Annotated in this window: 18 protein-coding genes; 11 read left to right on the forward strand and 7 right to left on the reverse strand. The window is 68.2% G+C overall.

What is annotated here, in order from left to right; translation table 11 throughout:
* From pstC to MNR00_RS04765, 5 genes are all read right to left on the reverse strand, one after another.
* Nucleotides 1-960 carry a phosphate ABC transporter permease subunit PstC gene (gene pstC / locus MNR00_RS04745; protein WP_241928022.1) on the reverse strand — a complete coding sequence of 320 codons (960 nt, stop codon included), beginning with the start codon at nucleotides 958-960 and terminating at the stop codon, nucleotides 1-3.
* Nucleotides 961-1,080: 120 nt separating this feature from the next.
* Nucleotides 1,081-2,184, reverse strand: coding sequence for a phosphate ABC transporter substrate-binding protein PstS (locus tag MNR00_RS04750; RefSeq protein ID WP_241928023.1), 1,104 nt, complete (start codon nucleotides 2,182-2,184; stop codon nucleotides 1,081-1,083).
* A 132-nt stretch (nucleotides 2,185-2,316) separates the two neighbouring features.
* Nucleotides 2,317-3,255: an NUDIX domain-containing protein gene (locus tag MNR00_RS04755; protein WP_241928024.1), complete on the reverse strand. Its 939-nt coding sequence runs from the start codon at nucleotides 3,253-3,255 to the stop codon at nucleotides 2,317-2,319.
* On the reverse strand, nucleotides 3,252-5,417 hold the full coding sequence (locus MNR00_RS04760; protein WP_241928025.1) for an RNA degradosome polyphosphate kinase: 2,166 nt from the start codon (nucleotides 5,415-5,417) through the stop codon (nucleotides 3,252-3,254). Before MNR00_RS04760 ends, MNR00_RS04755 begins: the two co-directional genes overlap by 4 nt.
* A 39-nt stretch (nucleotides 5,418-5,456) precedes the next feature.
* Nucleotides 5,457-6,131 carry a response regulator transcription factor gene (locus MNR00_RS04765; RefSeq protein ID WP_241928026.1) on the reverse strand — a complete coding sequence of 225 codons (675 nt, stop codon included), beginning with the start codon at nucleotides 6,129-6,131 and terminating at the stop codon, nucleotides 5,457-5,459.
* Nucleotides 6,132-6,191: 60 nt separating this feature from the next.
* Here MNR00_RS04765 and MNR00_RS04770 point away from each other — a divergent pair, with 60 nt between their 5' ends.
* The 4 genes from MNR00_RS04770 to MNR00_RS04785 all read left to right on the forward strand — a co-directional run bounded on the left by MNR00_RS04770 (nucleotide 6,192) and on the right by MNR00_RS04785 (nucleotide 9,128).
* The gene (locus tag MNR00_RS04770; protein WP_241928027.1) at nucleotides 6,192-6,485 is read left to right on the forward strand and encodes a hypothetical protein; all 294 of its coding nucleotides are present in this window, start codon (nucleotides 6,192-6,194) and stop codon (nucleotides 6,483-6,485) included.
* Nucleotides 6,486-6,651: 166 nt separating this feature from the next.
* On the forward strand, nucleotides 6,652-7,257 hold the full coding sequence (locus MNR00_RS04775) for an FABP family protein (protein WP_241928028.1): 606 nt from the start codon (nucleotides 6,652-6,654) through the stop codon (nucleotides 7,255-7,257).
* Nucleotide 7,258: 1 nt separating this feature from the next.
* The gene (locus MNR00_RS04780) at nucleotides 7,259-8,353 is read left to right on the forward strand and encodes a folate-binding protein (protein WP_241928029.1); all 1,095 of its coding nucleotides are present in this window, start codon (nucleotides 7,259-7,261) and stop codon (nucleotides 8,351-8,353) included.
* A gap of 31 nt (nucleotides 8,354-8,384) precedes the next feature.
* A complete protein-coding gene (locus MNR00_RS04785; protein WP_241928030.1) occupies nucleotides 8,385-9,128 on the forward strand; it encodes a phosphoglyceromutase in 744 nt (247 codons plus the stop codon).
* A 63-nt stretch (nucleotides 9,129-9,191) separates the two neighbouring features.
* Here MNR00_RS04785 and phoU read toward each other — a convergent pair whose 3' ends face one another.
* Entirely contained in the window at nucleotides 9,192-9,914 is a 723-nt protein-coding gene (gene phoU / locus MNR00_RS04790) for a phosphate signaling complex protein PhoU (RefSeq protein WP_241928031.1), read from the reverse strand.
* A gap of 199 nt (nucleotides 9,915-10,113) precedes the next feature.
* Between phoU and MNR00_RS04795 the strand changes: the two genes are divergently transcribed.
* A complete protein-coding gene (locus MNR00_RS04795; RefSeq protein ID WP_241928032.1) occupies nucleotides 10,114-11,334 on the forward strand; it encodes an ATP-binding protein in 1,221 nt (406 codons plus the stop codon).
* Entirely contained in the window at nucleotides 11,331-12,014 is a 684-nt protein-coding gene (locus MNR00_RS04800; RefSeq protein WP_241928033.1) for a response regulator transcription factor, read from the forward strand. Before MNR00_RS04795 ends, MNR00_RS04800 begins: the two co-directional genes overlap by 4 nt.
* A 72-nt stretch (nucleotides 12,015-12,086) precedes the next feature.
* On the opposite strand, the gene MNR00_RS04805 is transcribed toward MNR00_RS04800, so the two are convergent.
* Entirely contained in the window at nucleotides 12,087-12,584 is a 498-nt protein-coding gene (locus tag MNR00_RS04805) for a DNA modification methylase (protein WP_241928034.1), read from the reverse strand.
* Nucleotides 12,585-12,738: 154 nt separating this feature from the next.
* Here MNR00_RS04805 and MNR00_RS04810 point away from each other — a divergent pair, with 154 nt between their 5' ends.
* The 5 genes from MNR00_RS04810 (at nucleotide 12,739) to MNR00_RS04830 (ending at nucleotide 17,639) form a co-directional block, all read left to right on the forward strand.
* Complete coding sequence (locus tag MNR00_RS04810; RefSeq protein ID WP_241928035.1) at nucleotides 12,739-13,221, forward strand: CarD family transcriptional regulator; 483 nt, start codon at nucleotides 12,739-12,741, stop codon at nucleotides 13,219-13,221.
* A 94-nt stretch (nucleotides 13,222-13,315) separates the two neighbouring features.
* Nucleotides 13,316-14,500 (forward strand): 2-C-methyl-D-erythritol 4-phosphate cytidylyltransferase, encoded by a 1,185-nt coding sequence (gene ispD / locus MNR00_RS04815; RefSeq protein ID WP_241928036.1) that lies wholly within the window; start codon nucleotides 13,316-13,318, stop codon nucleotides 14,498-14,500.
* Between the two features lie 27 nt (nucleotides 14,501-14,527).
* Nucleotides 14,528-15,937: a cysteine--tRNA ligase gene (gene cysS / locus MNR00_RS04820; RefSeq protein WP_241928037.1), complete on the forward strand. Its 1,410-nt coding sequence runs from the start codon at nucleotides 14,528-14,530 to the stop codon at nucleotides 15,935-15,937.
* Nucleotides 15,930-16,940, forward strand: coding sequence for a 23S rRNA (guanosine(2251)-2'-O)-methyltransferase RlmB (gene rlmB, locus MNR00_RS04825; protein ID WP_241928038.1), 1,011 nt, complete (start codon nucleotides 15,930-15,932; stop codon nucleotides 16,938-16,940). The genes cysS and rlmB overlap by 8 nt, the downstream gene beginning before the upstream one ends.
* A gap of 57 nt (nucleotides 16,941-16,997) precedes the next feature.
* Complete coding sequence (locus tag MNR00_RS04830; protein WP_241928039.1) at nucleotides 16,998-17,639, forward strand: NAD(P)H-binding protein; 642 nt, start codon at nucleotides 16,998-17,000, stop codon at nucleotides 17,637-17,639.
* Nucleotides 17,640-17,645: the final 6 nt, after the last annotated feature.

Raw genomic sequence — 17,645 nt, forward strand, 5'->3', positions numbered from 1 at the left:
TCAGTTCGCTCCGGAGAACTCGGCGCGGCGCGCGACGATCCAGCGCGCCAGCGCGTTGACCGCGAAGGTCACGATGAACAGGATCAGGCCGGTGGCGATCAGCGTGTTCACGCCGGTGCCGTGCGCCTCGGGGAATGCCAGCGCGATGTTCGCGGGGATCGGCGTCGGGTTGGTCGCGGTGAGCACCAGGAAGCTGTAGACGGCCGCGGGGGAGAGCACCATGGTCACGGCCATCGTCTCGCCAAGGGCGCGACCGAGTGCCAGCATCGTGGCTGAGACCATGCCGCTGCGGGCGAAGGGCAGCACGGCCATGCGCACCATCTCCCAGCGCGTGGCGCCGAGCGCGAGCGCCGCCTCCTCGTGCAGCTTCGGCGTCTGCAGGAACACCTCGCGGCAGATGGCGGTCATGATCGGGATGACCATGACCGCGAGCACGAGAGCGGCGGTCATGATCGTCTTGCCCGTCGACGAGACCTGCCCGCCGAAGAACGGCACCCAGGCCATGTACTCGTTCAGCCAGGCGTAGATCGGCTGCAGCAGCGGGGCGAGCACCAGGCCGCCCCAGAGTCCGAACACGACCGAGGGCACGGCGGCCAGCAGGTCGATGATGTAGCCGAGCAGCCCTGCGAGCTTGCGCGGCGCGTAGTGCGAGATGAAGAGCGCGATGCCGATCGAGATCGGCGCGGCGATGAGCAGGGCGATCAGCGAGACCCAGACGGTGCCGAACACCAGCGGTCCGACGTAGCTCCAGAACGAGCGGCCCTGCAGGATGTGGTTCTCGGTCGTGTCGGGCGCGAACGCGGGCAGGCTCTGGATGATCAGGAACGCCGCGACCGCTGCGAGAACGACGAGGATGATGATGCCGGCGCCGAGCGCCGTGCCCGAGAAGACCCGGTCGCCGAGGCGCTGTTTCGCCTTGATCGGGGGCGCGGCGTGGGCCTGCCTGGTCGTCGTGGTCATGTTCTCCTGCTGTTCGGGTGGAATCGGATGCCGGCTGGGCTTCCCGTGCTGACCCTCCGATGCCCTCGCGCCCGGGTGGGACGCGAGGGCATCGGCTTCAGTCAGTCGTCATCGGGATGATCAGTCGACCTTGATCGTGTCGATCGCGGCGAGGACCTTGTCGCGAAGTCCTGCCGAGATGGGGGCGCTGCCGGCGTTGTCGGCTGCGGCCTTCTGGCCCTCTTCGCTGGCCATGTACTCGAAGTACGACTTCACGATCGCGGCCTTGGCCGGGTCCTCGTACTGCTCGCAGCCGATCAGGTAGCTGACCAGAGCGATCGGGTAGGCGCCTGCGGGGGCAGCGGCCGGGTCGACGGCGAAGACGAGGTCACCGGCTCCGCGGCCCTCTTCCAGCGGCGAGTTCTCGACGAGAGCGGCAGCCGCTTCGGCCGAGTACGCCACGTACTCGCCGTCGACGCCGACGTGCACCTGGCCGAGGTCGGCGGTCTGCGAGGCGTCGGCGAAGCCGATCGCGCCGCTGCCTGCCTTGATGGCCTGCACGACACCGGAGGTGCCCTGAGCCGCCTCGCCGCCCTTGATCGGCCACACGTCGGCCGGCTCGTAGGTCCAGACATCGCCGGCCGTGGCGCTGAGGTACTTCGTGAAGGTCTCCTGCGTGCCGGACGGGTCGGAGCGGTGCACCGGCGAGATCGCCAGGTCGGGCAGCTCGACGCCCTCGTTCTGGGCGGCGATCGCCGGGTCGTTCCAGTTGGTGATTGTGCCGGCGAAGATGCCGGCGATGCTGGCCGGGTCGAGGTTGAGCGACTCGACACCGTCGAGGTTGAACGCGACCGCGACGGGCGAGATGTACAGCGGCACCTCGACGATGGCATCCGATGTGCACATCTGGAAGCCGCCCTCAGTGAACTCGTCGAGCTTGAACGCGCGGTCCGAGCCGATGAAGTCGCTGGCGCCGGAGAGGAAGTTCTCGCGGCCGGTGCCGGAGCCGGTGGGCTCGTAGTTGATGGTGACGCCCGCGTTCGCGGTCTGGAAGCCGGCGACCCAGGCCTCCTGGGCCGCGCCCTGCGAAGAGGCGCCGGTGGCGCGCAGGGTGCCTTCGAGCGTCGAGGGTGCCTCGGACGCCGGACCGTCGGCGGCCGGTGCCTCGTTCGCGGCGCAGCCGGTGAGAGCGAGGGCGGCCACGGCGCCGATGGCGCCGATACGAGCGATGCGGGAGATCTTCACTGTGGATCCGTTCGATCGGGGACTGTTGGATGCCCGGTGCTGGGCACACAGTGACGCTACGAGCGACGGTTAACGAGACTCTCCCACTCGGGTGAACGGAAGGTGAACGAATGCGGGCGCGCTGGGGTTCCGCTACAGCTTGGGTTCGTGGGTCTCGATCGCGATGATGCCGGAACCCGGGTTCGTGGCCGAGAGATGCACGACTGAGAACGCCGCGACGTTCAGCGCACTGGCGCTGCTGACGTACGAGCCACGCACGGTGCCGGTGGCAAGCGCGAGCTCGGAGACGATGCCTGGCAGCACCGGCCCGTGACTGCACAGCACCGCGGGCTTGCGTGCGCGCACGCGGTGTCCGATGACGGAGCGGATGTCGTCTGCGCCGTCCTCCCAGGCATCCTGACTGATCTTCTCGGTGATCTTGGCGGGGCGGGCGAGCTTCTTCTCCAGCGGCGCGACGGTCTCCCGGCAGCGCACGGCGTCGCTGGTGACGATCCGACGAACACCGAAGGCGCGCAGCGGCGCGACGATCGCCTTCGCCTGCCGCAGTCCCTTCTCGGTGAGCGGGCGCGCAGCATCCGCACCCTCCCAGTCCGCGCGCGAGACCGCCTTCGCATGCCGCAGCGCGATCAGGGGGAACGTGTGCAGCACGCCGTCGTCGACCAGCTTCGCGAAGTTCTCGAGGATCTCGACGTCGACCGGGTAGCTCAGGCGCTGCCGCGCCTTCTTCACGCTCACCCACTCGACCGCCGCGATCTCATTGTTCGGCACGAACGACGACGCGCGGATGGCGTCATCGGTGGCCTCCGCCGCCCAGTAGTGCACGACCTTCTGGCGCTTCGGGCGCATCCAGTACTTGCTCACGCCGACCGGCACGCCGAGAGCGACTCGGATGCCGGTCTCCTCCCGCACCTCCCGCACTGCGGTCTCGGCGAGCATCTCGCCGGGGTCGACCTTGCCCTTGGGCAGGGTCACGTCGCGGTACTTCGTGCGGTGGATCAGCAGCACGCGCAGCTTGTCGTCGACCAGGCGCCAGACGACGGCCCCGGCCGCGTAGACGGCGGTGTCAGTCATCGGCGGGTGCGCTTGCGGCGACGGCGACTCTGGACGTTCACCATCGTGCGATCCTGCAGGTCGACAAGCGGTGCACCGTCGGCACCCTCGGAGCGGGTCCAGACGCCACCCGCTCCGAGATGCCACGAATTCGTGCGCGGATCCATGGCGAGGTCGAACAGATCGTGCAGCTCCTGTCGGTGGGCTGGATCCTCCAGCCTCACCAGCGCCTCGACTCGGCGGTCGAGGTTGCGGTGCATCATGTCGGCGCTGCCGATGTACACGATCGGGTCGCCGTCGCCTTCGAACATGAATAGGCGCGAATGCTCGAGATAGCGGCCGAGGATGCTGCGCACAGTGATGTTGTCGGTGACGCCGGGCAGATCGACGCGCAGGCTGCAGATGCCGCGCACCCACACCTCCACCTTCACACCCGCGATGCTCGCACGGTACAGCGCATCGATGATCTGCTCGTCGACCATCGAGTTGACCTTGATGCGGATGCGGGCGGGCCTACCTGCCTCAGCGTTCTTGCGCTCCTTGTCGATGTGCCGCAGCAGTCCTTTGCGCAGGTGCAATGGGGCGACCAGCAGCCGCTTGAACTTCTTCTCGATCGCGTATCCGGACAGCTCGTTGAACAGCCTGGTGAGGTCGCGGCCGACGAGCGGGTCGGCGGTGAACAGCCCGAAATCCTCGTACATCCGGCTGGTCTTCGGGTTGTAGTTGCCGGTGCCTACGTGCGAGTAGTGCCGAAGCACGCCGTCCTCCTCGCGAATCACCAGGGCGAGCTTGCAGTGCGTCTTCAGCCCCACCAGGCCGTACACGACGTGCACACCCGCCTTCTCGAGCTTGCGCGCCCAGACGATGTTGTTCGCCTCGTCGAAGCGGGCCTTCACTTCGACGAGCGCGAGCACCGACTTGCCGGCCTCAGCGGCATCGATGAGGGCCTGCACGATGGGACTGTCGCCCGACGTGCGGTACAGCGTCTGCTTGATTGCCAGCACCTGCGGGTCACGGGCCGCCTGTTCCAAGAAGGCCTGCACACTTGTCGCGAAGGACTCATACGGGTGGTGCACCAGGACGTCCGCCTTGCCGATCGCCCGGAAGACGTCGGGGCGCTCGTTGCTGTCGCCCGGCTGGAAGGCCACCGCGGTGGTCGGCAAGTGGGGCGGGTAGCGCAGATCGGGGCGGTCGACGCGCGACAGGTCGAACAGGCCGCGCAGGTCGAGCGGGCCGGGCAGCCGATAGACCTCCTGGTCGGTGATGTCGAGCTCCTTGATGAGCAGCTCGAGGGTCACATCGTCCATGTCGTCGGTGATCTCGAGACGAATGGGCGGGCCGAACCGGCGCCGCAGCAACTCGGCCTCCAGTGCCTGGATGAGATTCTCGCTCTCGTCCTCCTCGATCTCCACATCTTCATTGCGGGTGAGGCGGAACGCATGGTGATCGAGCACTTCCATGCCGGGGAACAGATCGACCAGGTGGTTGGCGATGAGCTCTTCGAGGCGGATGAACCGGATGATCTCGCCCACCCGGGGCACCTCGACGAAGCGGGGCAGCATCGGCGGCACCTTCAGCCGAGCGAAGTCCTGTCGTCCGGTGCGGGCATTGCGGATGCGGATCGCGAGATTCAGCGACAGCCCCGAGATGTACGGGAACGGGTGTGCCGGATCGACGGCCAATGGCATCAGCACGGGGAACACCTGCGCCTGGAAGTACTCGCTGAGGGCACTGCGCTCGGCATCCGTGAGAGCGTCCCACTCGGTGATCTCGATGCCGGCGTCAGCCAGCGCTGGCCTGATCTGCTCGCTCCATGCCGCTGCGTGGCGCAGCTGCAGCGCGTGTGCTTCGGCGGAGATGTCGCTGAGCACATCGCTGGGCGTGCGGCCGACGTTGGTGGGCACGGCGAGGCCGGTGAGGATGCGGCGCTTGAGGCCGGCGACGCGCACCATGAAGAACTCGTCGAGATTGCTGGCGAAGATCGCGAGGAAATTCGCCCGCTCGAGCTCGGGCAGCGTGGGGTCCTCGGCCAGCTCGAGCACGCGCTGATTGAACGCCAGCCAGCTCAGCTCACGGTCGTGGTAACGATGATCGGGAAGGATCGCGTCCGGCGTCTCGAGGGCGTCGAAATCGTCGTCTTCGGCGTCTCCGAGTCCGGTGTCGACAAGTGCAGGTTCGATCATGGGGTACATCCTTGCATCCGTCGGTGACGATTGGGTGTCTCAGCCCGTTCTCGGAACCTCATCGTGCAGGTTGAACCGGTAGCCGACGTTGCGCACCGTTCCGATGATCTGCTCGGCCTCGCCGAGCTTCGCCCGCAGCCGCCGAACGTGCACGTCGACGGTGCGGGTGCCGCCGAAGTAGTCATACCCCCACACGTCGCTGAGCAGCTGCTCCCTGGTGAACACGCGGGACGGGTGGGTGGCGAGGAAGTGCAGCAGCTGGAACTCCTTGTAGGTGAGATCCAGCGGACGGCCGTGCAGCTTGGCGGAGTAGGACTGCTCGTCGATGCTGATGCCGGACGCCTGCACGTGCGTCGGCTCGTCGTTCTCGGGTCGCGACAGCGCCAGGCGGATGCGAGCGTCGATCTCCGCCGGCCCAGCGCCGACGAGGATGAGGTCGGTGAATCCCCACTCCGCCGACACCGCGCTCATCCCGCCCTCCGATACCACCAGAAGAACAGGGGTCGCGGCTCCGGTCGTGTGCAGCAGTCGACAGGCCGCGCGCGCGGCGACGAGGTCGGTGCGCCCATCGACGAGGATCGCGTCGCACTCGGGCAGTGACAGCAGATGCGTCGTGTCCATGGGATGAGGGCGGATGCTGTGTGCGAGCAGTTCGAGCGCCGGAAGCACCGGCTCCGCATCGGGAGCCGGGGTGAGTGCCAGCAGCAGGACCACGGAATCATGCTAACGGCGGATGCCTGCTGTCTTACGCCAAGAGACAAGTACCATGGCGTCATGGACGATGTTGCTCTCGCTCCGCGCAACGCCACTCACGGAGTCATCGCCGTGTGGGCGGTGTCGTTGGTGGCCGCGCTCGTGCTCGGCTTCACGCTGCCGGCCGAAGTGCGCACCGGCTGGATCCTGATCGCGTTCGGCGGCATCGTGCTGCTGTCGTTCGCCGTGCAGCTCTCGTATGCCCGACCGCAGGGCTTCATCGCCAGGGTGTCGGCGAGCGTCGGCGGTGCGCTGCTGCTGATGGGCCTCGTCTCAGCCGCGTTCGGCATCTCGGCACTCGCGGCTGCGCTCTGATCGCGCCACGCCGGTGCACGCGTGACTAGACTGTGGAGCATGGACCTCGTCGCGCTCGAATTCTTCTTCCTCGGCCTGCTGGGCCTTGCGAGCCTCGCGATCGCCTTCGTTGCCGGCGTCGTGCTCGTGAACCTGTTCCGCGGCCAGCGCTGATCCGACTGCTGTCGTGATCGAGCTGCCGACGGATCTGCCCGCCGATCTGGCGCCGCTTGCGTGGCTGCTGGGCGTGTGGGAGGGCACCGGTGTCATCGAGTACACCGCGGGCGAACAGCGCTTTCAGGGGGAGTTCACGCATCGCGTGAGCTTCAGCCATGACGGCGGGCCGTTCCTCAACTACGCGGCGGCGGCATCCTTCCGAGGTGTCGAGGGCGATGAGGAGCCGATCGCACTGCTCGCCGAGACGGGCTTCTGGCGGCTGGCACGCCCACACACAGCATCCGACCCCGGCCCGGCGCTGCTGCCGCCGGAGGGGGCTGCCGCTGCGCGCACGGTGGATGACGTCGAGGCGCTGCGCGCCGACAACGGCTTCCCGATCGAGGTCTCGGTCGCGCACTCCGACGGCACACTCGAGCTCTACCTCGGCCGCATCGACGGCCCGCGCATCGACTTCGCGACGGACTCCGTGGTGCGTCCGGCCGGCGCGAAGCAGCAGTACACGGCGGCCAGTCGCATGTACGGGCTCGTCGATGGGCATCTGCTGTGGGCGTGGGACATCGCGGCGCTTGGCGAGAACCTGAAGTCACACGCATCCGCCCGCCTGGCGAAGGTCTGACATGGCCGCGTTCGACGCCTTGCCGGGGGCCGTGCGCGACGGCGACGTCATCGCGCACTTCGGCAATCCGCTCATCGAGCAGCGGCAGCTGGCATCCGGCGATGCCCTCGCACCGTTGACCGACCGCGTGCTGATCGAGGTGACGGGTGAGGATCGGCTCACCTGGCTGGACTCGTTCATCTCGCAATCCGTGGCGCGGCTGCGCGCGGGCGACAGCACCGAGCTGCTGGTGCTCGACCCGCAGGGGCGCGTCGAGCACGCCGCTGCCGTCTTCGAGGACGGCACGACGGCCTGGCTGATCGCCGACGACGCAGACGCTGAGAAGCTCGCAGCCTGGCTGCAGCGGATGGTGTTCCGCTCGCGGGTCACCGTCACCGTGCGATCGGATGCTGCCCTCGTCGGCTTCTTCGCAGGCGGCGCTGCTGAGGGTCGCCTCTCTGCAGCCGCACTGAACGGCGTCCCGCTGATCTGGCGCGACCCCTGGCACGAGGTGCAGCCGGGCGGGCACCAGTACGCCTCGGTCGAGGGGCATCCGGCCGCCGATTACGCCTGGAGCGTCGCCGTCGTCGACGATGCCACGACCCTGACAGGACCGTTCGCCGGTTCCCTCGCCGCTGAAGCGCTGCGCATCGCCGCGTGGCGGCCGCGCTGGTCGACCGAGGTCGATGAGCGCACGATCCCGCACGAGTCCGACTGGATCCGCAGCGCCGTGCACCTGAACAAGGGCTGCTATCGCGGGCAGGAGACGGTCGCGAAGGTGCACAACCTCGGGCATCCGCCCCGCCGGCTCGCAGCCCTCCTGCTCGACGGCAGCGACGTCGTGATGCCGGCGCCAGGCGATGCCGTGTTCGCGGACGAGGTCGAGGTCGGACACCTCACCTCGGTGGCGATGCACTACGAGGACGGGCCCATCGCGCTGGCGATCCTGTCGCGGCGCGCCCCCGTCGGCGAGCTGATCGTGCGCTCGCGCGAGACCGACATCGCCGCCGCGCAACAGGTCATCGTGCCGGCCGACGCCGGATCCACCGCCGATGTGCCGCGCCTGACGCGTCTGTCGCGCCGCCCGCTGGGCGACGACCCCCGCAACGCCGGCTGAGCCGATGGCGTCCGGCCGTTAGGCTGGAGGCATGACGCGCACCCTGATTCTGCTCCGGCACGGCCAGAGCGAATGGAACCAGCTGAACCTCTTCACGGGATGGGTGGATGTCCGCCTGACCGAGCAGGGCAAGGAAGAGGCCCGTCGCGGCGGCGAGCTGCTGGCCGAGGCAGGTCTGCTGCCCGATGTGCTGCACACCTCGCTGCTGAGCCGTGCGATCCAGACGGCGAACATCGCCCTGGACGCCGCCGACCGGCTGTGGATCCCCGTCACCCGCTCGTGGCGCCTCAATGAGCGTCACTACGGCGCGCTGCAGGGCAAGGACAAGGCGCAGACCCTCGAGGAGTTCGGCCCCGAGCAGTTCCAGCTGTGGCGCCGCTCGTTCGACGTGCCGCCGCCCCTGCTCGACGACGCCAGCGAATTCAGCCAGGTGAACGACCCCCGCTACGCCGGCATCGACGGCGACGTTCCCCGCACCGAATCGCTCAAGCTCGTCATCGACCGGCTGCTGCCGTACTGGAACGACGCGATCGTCCCCGATCTCGACGCCGGAAAGACGGTGCTGGTCACGGCGCACGGAAACTCGCTGCGTGGCCTGGTCAAGCACCTCGACGGCATCAGCGATGACGACATCGCCGAGCTGAACATCCCCACTGGCATCCCGCTGGTGTACGAGCTCGACGAGAACAACATGCCGACCGCACGCGGCCGCTACCTCGACCCCGAGGCCGCTGCCGCCGGCGCTGCCGCCGTCGCCGCGCAGGGCAAGAAGTAAGTTCGACGAAGAGGGGCGGATGCTGTGCGGCATCCGCCCCTCTTCGCATCGGCTGCCGGCGGCTCAGGACTCCGGAGTCGGCGGGACGGAGTCGGTCGGGAGAGTGCCCTGTGCCTCGGCCGCGATCGCGATGTCCTCCTCCTCGACCGCCCAGTCTCCGGTGGCGAGGTAGACGACCTTCTTCGCGACGGCCACCGCGTGGTCGGCGAAGCGCTCGTGGTAGCGGCTGGCCAGCGTGGCGTCAACGGTCGCGGTGGCCTCGCCCTTCCAGTTGTCGCTGAGCACCTTCTCGAAGACGCTGGCGTGCAGCTCGTCCACGTCGTCGTCAGCGTTTCGGATGGCGTCCGCGAAGCGCAGGTCCTGGGTGCGGAGCAGATCCGCGAGGGTGCGTGAGATCTCGACGTCGAGCTCGCCCATTCGGCGGAACGTGCCCTTCAGGCCCTTCGGCACGGCCCGCTCCGGGAAGCGCAGGCGCGCCAGCTGTGCGATGTGCTCGGCCATGTCGCCCATCCGCTCCAGCGATGCGCTCACCCGCAGAGCCGTGATCACGATGCGCAGGTCGCGCGCCACCGGCTGCTGACGGGCCAGGATCTCGATCGCCTGCTCGTCGAGCGCGACGGCGAGCTCATCGATCTGCGCATCGTTCGCGATGACTTCCTCGGCCAGCGCCACATCGCTCTCGGCGAAGGCGGTCGTGGCCTTCTCGATGGCGATCGTGACGAGGTCGGCGATGTCGGTGAGCTTCGCCTGCAGATCCTCGAGGGACTGGTGGAACACTTGGCGCATGTCGCGCAACCTTTCGTCGGGTTCTCGGCACAGATCGTGGCCGGCACGGATGCCGATCGGGCACGCTCGCGCGAGGACGACACGATTGTCTTCGTCGAAGGTTAACGAATGGTGCCTGGAACGTGAATACTAGCCCTCCGGGGCCGTTACGGGGTGCTGAACGACAGGAGTCGGCTCGGCCTGGCCGTACGCTTGAGCCATGTCATCGCCCCAGCTCGCGCTGTTCGCGCTCGCCATCGGAGCGATCATCGGAGCCGGTACGGTGCTGCTGGTCGTCTGGGCGTATCGCGTGCGCGCGCTGGCCGAGCAGGAGACGTCCACCTCGGTGCCCGTCGGTGTCACCGAAGTGCTGCAGGGAATGGACGATCCGGCGTGCGTTATCGACGACTCCGGTCTGGTCGTGGCCACCTCGAAGAGCGCCGCGCGATTCAGCATCCGATCCGGTGCCGTGCTCGAGAACCGCGACCTGCGCCGACTCGTGCGCGCTGTGCGCGGCGACGGCGGCAGTGAGACCGAGACGCTGCGCCTGACGGCGGGCGGGATGCTGGATCCGCGCCTCGTGTCGGCACGAGCGAGCCGGATCGGACCGCAGCTGACCCTGCTGATCATCCGCGACGTCACCGAGCGCGAGCGCCTCGACCAGATGCGCACCGATTTCGTCTCCAATACCAGCCATGAGCTGAAGACCCCTGTCGCCTCGGTGAGTCTGCTCGCAGAGGCCATCGAATCCGCTGCCGACGACCCCGACCAGGTGCGCAAGTTCGCTGCGCGCATCACGGCCGAGGCCGGCCGGCTCGGGCAGCTCACCGGCCGCATCCTCAGCCTCTCGCGGCTGCAGGCGGCAGAGAGCCTCTCGCAGAACGAGCCTGTGTCGATCGATGAGGTTGTCACGGCGTCGGTCGAGGCGCATGCCGTCCAGGCCGATTCCGCCGGGGTTGCACTCACTCGCGGCGGCGATCGCGGCGCATGGGTGCGCGGTGACGCGCAGGTGCTCATCGAGGCGGTCGGCAACCTCGTCGCCAACGCCATCGTGTACTCGCCGAAGGGCTCCAGTGTCGGCATCGGCGTCAAGATCGACGGGGACGTCGTAGAGATCGCCGTCGCTGATCAGGGCATCGGCATCGCCGAGGCTGACGCCGAGCGCATCTTCGAGCGCTTCTACCGCGCTGACGACGCCCGCTCGCGGCGCACAGGTGGAACCGGCCTCGGCCTGTCGATCGTCAAGCATGCCACGCAGCGTCACGGCGGCGAAGTGCGCTTGTGGTCGCGGCCCGGCCGCGGATCGACCTTCACCATCCGCCTGCCGCGGATCGATGCACCGACCGCGGGCAAGAAGCGCCCCAAGAAGAAGCCCAAGAAGAAGCGCCCCGACACGAACGCCATGACGGCGCGCGGCGCTCGAAACGGAGAGATCGCATGACCCGGATCCTGCTCGTCGAGGATGAGCCCGACCTGGCCGACCCGCTGGCGTACCTGCTGCGGCGCGAAGGGTTCGAGGTGGAGATCGCTGAGGACGGCCCCGGTGCCCTCAGTGCGTTCCGCGCCCGCGGAGCCGACATCATCCTGCTTGACCTGATGCTGCCGGGGATGCCCGGAACCGAGGTGTGCCGCCAGGTGCGCCAGACCTCGAACGTGCCGATCATCATGCTCACGGCCAAGGACTCCGAAGTCGACATCGTGGTGGGCCTCGAGCTCGGGGCCGACGACTACATCACCAAGCCGTACTCTTCGCGCGAGCTGCTCGCCCGCATGCGGGCCGTGCTGCGCAGGGTGGGGCAGGCCGAGGCCGAGGTCGACGAGCGGGTGCTCGCAGGCGGGCGCGTCACGCTCGACATCGACCGGCACACGGTCGCCGTTGACGGCTCCGAGATCAGCATGCCGCTGAAGGAGTTCGAGCTGCTCGAGGTGCTGATGCGCAACTCGGGCCGCGTGCTAACGCGCGGACAGCTCATCGACCGGGTGTGGGGAAGCGACTACTTCGGCGACACCAAGACCCTTGACGTCCACATCAAGCGCATCCGCTCGCGCATCGAGGAGAACCCAGGAGATCCGGTGATGCTGGTCACCGTGCGCGGACTCGGGTACCGCTTCGAGGGTTGAGAATCGCGCGCTGAACGCCGAAGAGGCCGGTCCCGTTCGGGACCGGCCTCTTCTGTCAGCTATGGGCGAGTATCACTCGGCGGTGTCTGGCACCAGGTCGGCGTACTCGGGGAGGGTGCCGTCGAGCACCGGCACGTCAGTCGGCTCGGCATCGCCGTCACCGGAGACGAAGAGCACCTCGACCACACCGCCGGGCTTGACGTTCAGGTCCTCGATGAGCAGCGGCTCCTCGTCAGCGCCGAGGCTGACGCGCTCGCCTGCGGGAACGCGGACGGTGAGGGTGTTGCCGGCGACATCGATGTTGATGCGGCCGCTCTTGTCGCCGTTGTTGATGAATGCGCCGACCAGGTTGCCGGCCGAGCCGTCCTCGGTGGCGACGATGAGGGCGTTGCGCACGATGATGTCGCCACCGGTCGCGTTCACACTCACGCCGTCGGAGGGCGAGTAGGGGATGGTCGTCGACTGGTTGGTGAGGAACGTGCAGCCGGTTGTGCCGAGCGCGAGAGCCGCGCCGATGGCGACTGTGGCGATCAGACGCGGAGCGATGGACGCAGCAGAGCGCGAGTTCACGGATCCTCCTGAGATGCGACGGTTGTCAGCCTCCAGTCTAGTGGGTTCTGCGCCGCGCTCCGAGACCGTTCGGGGGTGGCAGCGGTCGCTTCGGCGCGAACTCTAGTACATAACCGCTGTGGTATCCTGGAGATTGCCGAAAGGACACGTTTTTATGCTTTTTGAGGTTGGCGAAACCGTCGTCTATCCGCACCACGGAGCCGCGACGATCATCGAGGTCAAGGACCGCGTGATCAAGGGCGAGACGAAGAAGTATCTGAAGCTCAATGTCACGCAGGGCGACCTGATCATCGAGGTTCCCGCAGAGAACGTCGACCTGGTCGGCGTGCGCGATGTGATCGGCCAGGAGGGACTCGACCACGTGTTCGAGGTGCTGCGCGCCCCGTTCACCGAGGAGCCCACGAACTGGTCGCGCCGCTACAAGGCGAACCTGGAGAAGCTGGCGTCGGGGGACGTCATCAAGGTGAGCGAGGTCGTGCGCGACCTGTGGCGCCGAGACCAGGATCGCGGCCTGTCCGCGGGTGAGAAGCGGATGCTGGCGAAGGCTCGCCAGATCCTCGTCTCCGAGCTCGCGCTCGCTGAGAAGACCGACGAGGACAAGGCCGGCGAGCTGCTCGATCAGGTGCTCGCCTCCTGATCGCGAGATCGACCGGAGTCTGAAGAGGGCGGATGCTGACAGCATCCGCCCTCTTTCGCGTCTGCGCCGAGGAGGCGACGGGTAACGTGTGAGCGTGACTGTGCTTCCCGCTTCCCGCACCGCGATCGTCATCGTCGCGGCCGGGTCCGGCACCCGGCTTGGCGCCGAAGGACCCAAGGCGCTCGTCGATGTCGATGGCCGATCGATCCTGCGCCATGCGCTCGACGGCGTGTTCGCCGCGCACCGGATGCAGGTGGTCGTCGTGGCGCCCGCCGGCTTCGAAGACCGTGCCGAGAGCGATCTGCTGGCCGCGGCCGGCGATCATGCCGAGCTGGGATCAGTCGTGGTCGGCGGTGCCACCAGGCAGGAGTCCGTCGCCGCTGGACTGCGCGCGCTGGCGCCTGAAGTCGAGATCGTCCTCGTGCACGACGCCGCGCGGGCGCTGACGCCCTCCGCGCTCATCGATGCCGTCGCAGAGCAGGTGTCAGATGCCGGCATCATCCCCGCACTGCCTGTCATCGACACGCTCAAGCAGGTCGACGGAGACGACATCGTGGGCGGCGTCGACCGATCGGTGCTCGCGGCAGCGCAGACACCGCAGGGTTTCCCACGGCGCGAGCTGCAGGCAGCCTACGCACGAGCCGCTGCCGACGGAGTCGACTACACAGATGACGCCGCGCTGTTCGCAGCCGACGGTGGCGGCGTGCGCCACATCGGCGGCGCCGCCCGCGCGTTCAAGATCACCACACCCGCCGACTTGGAGAGAGCTCGGATGCTGCTCGCTGATGTTCCCGCGATTCCGCCGCTGCCCCGCGTCGGCGTCGGCACCGATGTGCACGCCTTCGGCGGGGAGGGCACGCTCTGGCTCGCCGGGCTGGAGTGGCCGGGAGAGCAGCCGCTGTCCGGGCACTCCGATGGGGACGCCGTCGCGCACGCGATGGTCGACGCCCTGCTGGGAGCAGCGGGGCTCGGCGACATCGGCCAGCATTTCGGCACCGCGCACCCCGAGTACGCCGGCGCGCACGCCGATGTCTTCCTCGCCCGCACAGCAGAGCTGCTCGCCGAGGCCGGCTTCGCGATCGGCAACGTGTCGGTGCAGTTCCAGGGCAACCGTCCGCGCTTCAGTGCTCGTCGCTCGGAGGCGGAGACCGTGCTGTCGGACGCCCTGGGGGGAGCCCCGGTCAGCGTCGCGGCGACCACCACGGATGGGCTGGGCTTCACCGGCCGGGGGGAGGGCATCGCGGTCACTGCGGTCGCGCTGGTGATCCCACAGGTGTGACGGCATGCGCCCCGGTACGCTAGGGAGGTGACTCTCCGCCTCCACGACACCCGCGCACAGCAGCTGCGCGACTTCGTACCGCTCGATCCCTCGAACGTGACGATGTACGTGTGTGGACCCACGGTGCAGTCCGGTCCGCACATCGGGCACGTGCGCGCGGCGCTGAGCTTCGACCTGCTGCGCCGCTGGCTGACGCACCGCTACGGGCGCGTCACGTTCGTGCGCAACGTCACCGACATCGACGACAAGGTGCTCGTGAACGCCACGGAGACCGAGCCGTGGTGGGCGCTGGCGTACCGCATAGAGATGGAGTTCTCGCAGGCGTATGCCGCGATCGGCATCCTCGCTCCCACCTACGAGCCGCGTGCCACCGGATTCGTCCCGCAGATGCACGAGCTGATCGCCCGGCTCATCGAGCGCGGCCACGCCTATCCGGCCCCCGATGGCTCTGGTGACGTCTACTTCGACGTGCGCTCCTGGCCCGCCTACGGCGAGCTGACCCGCCAGTCCGTCGACGCCATGGAGGCTGCGGCAGACGCCGATCCCCGCGGCAAGCGCAACCCGCAGGACTTCGCGCTGTGGAAGGGTGCGAAGGGCGAAGAGCAGTCGGATGCCACGTGGGTCTCGCCCTGGGGTGCCGGGCGCCCCGGCTGGCACATCGAGTGCTCGGCGATGGCACGCCGCTACCTCGGTCCGGAGTTCGACATCCACGGGGGCGGCCTCGACCTGCGCTTCCCCCACCACGAGAACGAGCTCGCGCAGTCGACCGCGGCCGGAGACGACTTCGCCCGCTACTGGGTGCACAACGGACTGGTGACCGTCGGCGGGCAGAAGATGTCGAAGTCGCTGGGCAATTTCACCCTGGCATCCGACGTGCTCGCGCAACATGACCCTCTCGTGGTGCGCTACGCGCTCGCCGCCGCGCACTACCGCTCGAGTCTCGATCTGTCTGACTCCTCGTGGGCGGAGGCGGAGGCAGCGCTGGAGCGCATCCGCACGTTCCTGCAGCGTGCCGCGCGCGGCACGGGCAGCGATGACATCATCCCCGCAGCGGTTCCGGATGCGTTCGCCGCAGCCATGGACGACGACCTGGGCGTGCCCCAGGCCCTCGCGATCGTGCACGAGGCGGTGCGCGCCGGCAACGGCGCGCTTGACCGGGGCGACGTGGGTGCTGCCAACGCCGCCGCACAATCGGTCGCGGCCATGACGGACATCCTCGGCATCAATCCGCTGTCATCGCAGTGGAGCAGCGCATCGGGTGACGGCGCCACAGCATCCGCCCTCGACACGCTCGTGCAGACGATGATCACGCAGCGCGCCCAGGCGCGCGCCGACAAGGACTGGGCCGCCGCTGATCGCATCCGCGATGCGATCAGCGCGGCAGGAATCATTCTGGAGGACACTCCGGACGGAACACATTGGAGTATCGATGACTAAGCCTGGACGCCCCGGAGCGGGCAACAGCAAGAAGAAGGGCGCCACCAAGGGCACCGGCGGCAACGGCCGCAAGTCGCTCGAGGGCAGGGGCCCGACCCCGAAGGCCGAGGATCGCAGCTGGCACGTCGCCGGCAAGCGCAAGGCCGCTCAGGAGCGGTTCGCCGCGGCTGGCGGCAAGGGGCGTCCTGGTGGCTCGAGCGGTCGCGGCGGTCAGGGGTCCAACCCGAACCGTGCGGGACGCTCGAAGGCCACCGACGACACCGAGACCGTCACCGGTCGCAATTCGGTGCTCGAGGCGCTGCGCACGAAGATCCCGGCGACGGCGTTCTACATCGCCCAGCGCGTCGAGATGGACGACCGCGTCAAGGAGATGCTCTCGATCACGCGGCACCGCGAGATTCCCATGCTCGAGGTGACTCGTCAGGAACTCGATCGCATGGCCGGCTTCGACGGCGTGCACCAGGGCGTGGCGCTGAAGGTGCCGCCGTACGAGTACGCGCACCCGCAGGATCTGCTCGAGCAGGTGATCGACCGCGGTGAGACCCCGCTGTTCATCGCGCTTGACGGCATCACCGACCCGCGCAACCTCGGCGCGATCATCCGCTCCACTGCCGCCTTCGGCGGACACGGCATCATCCTGCCGCAGCGCCGCTCGGCGAGCGTGAACTCCGCTGCCTGGAAGACCAGTGCCGGTGCTGCCGCACGCCTGCCCGTCGCGCTCGCCGCGAACCTGACCTCGCAGCTCAAGGAGTTCAAGAAGCAGGGCGTGTTCGTGCTGGGCATGGACGGCGGGGGAGACGTCGAGCTGCCGAACCTGCAGCTTGCCGACCGCCCTGTGGTGATCGTCATCGGGTCGGAGGGCAAGGGCCTCTCGCGACTGGTCGCCGAGACCTGCGACCAGATCGTGTCGATCCCGATCTCGGCGGCGACCGAATCGCTGAACGCCGGCATCGCAGCATCCGTTGCGCTGTACCAGGTGTCGACCATGCGCGCCGCGGAATAAGTCTCACCTGATCGCGACTTGTATCCGGTGTACCTGAACGCATCGGAAGGAATCTGCATGTCTCGCATCGTCGTCATCGGAGGAACCGGCTACGCCGGATCGCACATCGTCCGTGAGGCGGTGAGCCGCGGGCACGAGGTCGTCTCGATCGCCCGATCGACGCCGGATGCGCCGATCGACGGTGTGCGGTACGTGCAGGGCTCGGCGCTCGACATCGGTGCGCTCGGCGACGTCTTCGACGGCGCGGATGCTGTCATCTCGGCCATCTCGCCGCGCGGCGACATGGCCGATGTGGCACTGGAGGCGCTGCGCAACGTAGCGGCGAAGCTGACCGGCACGACCACGCGTCTCGGTGTCGTCGGAGGGGCAGGCGGAAGCCTGTCAGCACCCGGCGGTCCTCGCCTGTTCGACCTCGATTTTCCCGCGGAGTACAAGCACGAGGCGCAGGTGGGAATCGACTCACTCGCGCTGCTGGAAGACGCGCACGAGCAGCTCGACTGGTTCTTCATCCACCCGGCTGAGGTATTCGGCCCGTGGGCCGAGGGAGAGCGCACCGGCAGCTACCGCGACGGCGGGGACGTCGTCGTGCGGGACTCCGACGGCAACTCGACCATCTCCGGTGGCGACTTCGCTCTCGCGATCGTCGACGAGATCGAGACGCCGAAGCACCGACGTCAGCGGTTCACCGTCGGATACTGACGCCTA

This window comes from Microbacterium sp. H1-D42 (assembly GCF_022637555.1).
GTDB lineage: Bacteria > Actinomycetota > Actinomycetes > Actinomycetales > Microbacteriaceae > Microbacterium.